Source organism: Staphylococcus sp. EG-SA-2 (assembly GCF_017152085.1).
In genome coordinates this window covers 1-2,137 of record NZ_JACYHC010000657.1, presented here as the reverse complement: position 1 = coordinate 2,137, position 2,137 = coordinate 1, and the positions used below count along the sequence as shown (strand labels likewise).

3 protein-coding genes are annotated in these 2,137 nt (G+C 33.0%); all 3 read right to left on the bottom strand.

Annotated features, from left to right (window positions below; translation table 11 throughout):
• Nucleotides 1-362: metallophosphoesterase (locus IDG60_RS11870; protein ID WP_206160731.1), on the bottom strand; the 362-nt coding region annotated here is incomplete at its 3' end.
• Nucleotides 363-388: 26 nt separating this feature from the next.
• Complete coding sequence (locus IDG60_RS11865; RefSeq protein WP_000927632.1) at nt 389-1,216, bottom strand: sulfite exporter TauE/SafE family protein; 828 nt, start codon at nt 1,214-1,216, stop codon at nt 389-391.
• A gap of 12 nt (nt 1,217-1,228) precedes the next feature.
• Nucleotides 1,229-2,077 (bottom strand): DUF72 domain-containing protein, encoded by an 849-nt coding sequence (locus tag IDG60_RS11860; protein ID WP_206160730.1) that lies wholly within the window; start codon nt 2,075-2,077, stop codon nt 1,229-1,231.
• Between the last annotated feature and the right edge of the window lie 60 nt (nt 2,078-2,137).

Here is a 2,137-nt window from a genome sequence, read left to right as displayed (position 1 = left end):
TCCTTAATATAAGAAGAAACGATATTATTTGGTAAATGACCTGATTCATCTATAACATTGCTACATGTCACTATAAATTTTGCTTCGTCGTAAAGGTGATTTAAAGCTTCGTGTGAAATGGTCATCCCTTCATTATTACCGATTGTTGCAACATCACATTTTGCTTCATTTAGTAATGCCACATTCTTTTTACCTAAAGTTGCTTCAGTTATAGGTGCGGATAAATCTACATGATCACCTAGATCAACATATAAAGAAGGATGATTAAGTCGTGGCCGTTGTTCTGCCATATATACTTTAATGCGTTCGTATTCATGTAAATGACTATGAATATCGTTCGTATGATAAATTGTAAGCCTCAAATTGACGTCCTCCTTTTAAAGTTGTATTAAATCAACGCTCGAATAATTAAATATATACCCATTAACAACATTACTGTTCTCAATAATGTTACTACCGTATCTGACTTAATTGATTGATTCACTTTGACACCGATTTTCGCACCAAAATAACTAGAAATAATTAAAATGATTGCATAACCCCAAGCTACGTGACCTTGAGCAATGTGCCCTATAGAACTCATGACACTTGAAAAGAAAATCATCATCATACTTGTTCCAACAGCTACATGAGGTGGAAATCTAAATACAATAAGCATTAGTGGCGTCATTAGTGCGCCACCTCCAATACCAAATAAACCTGTCAATATACCAATTAAAAACGTTGTAATAAAAGCAAACAATGGTGGCACACTATAATGATATGTTTTACCTTTAGCGTCTACATAAGTCTTTTCATACTTGGGTTTATCGAAAATTTTAAACGGTTTAATCTTATTTCTTACCATTAATAAAATGGCTACGAAAATTAAAAAGATACCAAAATATAAATTAAATGACTCAAATGTTAAATATCTACTAATGAAGGACCCAAGCAATGAACCTGGTAATAGTCCAAATAAAAAGATGGAACCATTTTTAATATCAACTTGTTTTGTTTTTAAATATCCAAGTGATGAAGAAAGTCCTGTCACAATTAGAATGACTGAAGACGTCCCTATCGCTACTTGTGTTGTAATATTATGTAGTAATCCATGTTCAACACCGAGGTAAACCATTGTTGGAACGATAATAATACCGCCTCCAATGCCTACGATAGACCCTATAATCGCTGACAAACCTCCGATTAAAACTAATAATGTAATTGTTAATAACATAGTCGTCGCCTCTTAAAATAATTTTAATTGTTGTGGTGCTAACCCTTCATATTCTATATTCAATAATCGCTGATATGTTTTGGCATTATTTGCTGCATGACCACCAGAATTATTGTTAAATATGACGTAAACTTTCTTAGCTTTTTGTGCTAATATTTGTGCCTTTTGTGCCAAGTCTATTAATTCTTGCTCATTATAATCATATAAATAGCGTACATCTCGCCATTCTTGATCTGACATATCTTTCTTAGTCCAACCGTAATGATTACGTCCATGATAACGTACAAACGCAATTTCATTTGTGATTCGATTGACTAAAGGTACACTGCCATCTTTCACTTGTGGTTCATCAACTACTGCATGAATGATTTGATGTTCTGTTAAAAATGCCAATGTTTGTTCTTTAAATGCATCACTATACCATGATTGATGCCTAAATTCTACACACATTGGAAATGCTTGTAATTGCTGTCTTACATACAAAATATATTTGATATTTTGTGCATTGCAGTCAAACCATGGCGGAAATTGAACCAATACCATTGCTAATTTTTTCTGTGTATGTAAGGGCTCTAACATATTCTTAAATTGATCAAATAGTTCTTGCCTTGTATCTGCAAATGTTTTGTAGTCTGCATGCAATGTGAGTGCTTGATGAATTTTGACCACAAATTCAAATGTATCAGGCGTTTCTTTTATCCATTTCAATATATTTCTTTCCGGTTGTATCGCATAGTATGTCGCATCTAATTCGACAACCGGAAAATGTCCAGCATATGTTTTAAGTTTATCGGTTTGGCGTTCTAAATCTTCATATAATGAATAGTGATCACCCCAACCTGTTAATCCGATGTTTATCATATATATCACCAATGTCATCATACCATATAACTTTTATCATAATCATTTCAGCGAACTTTA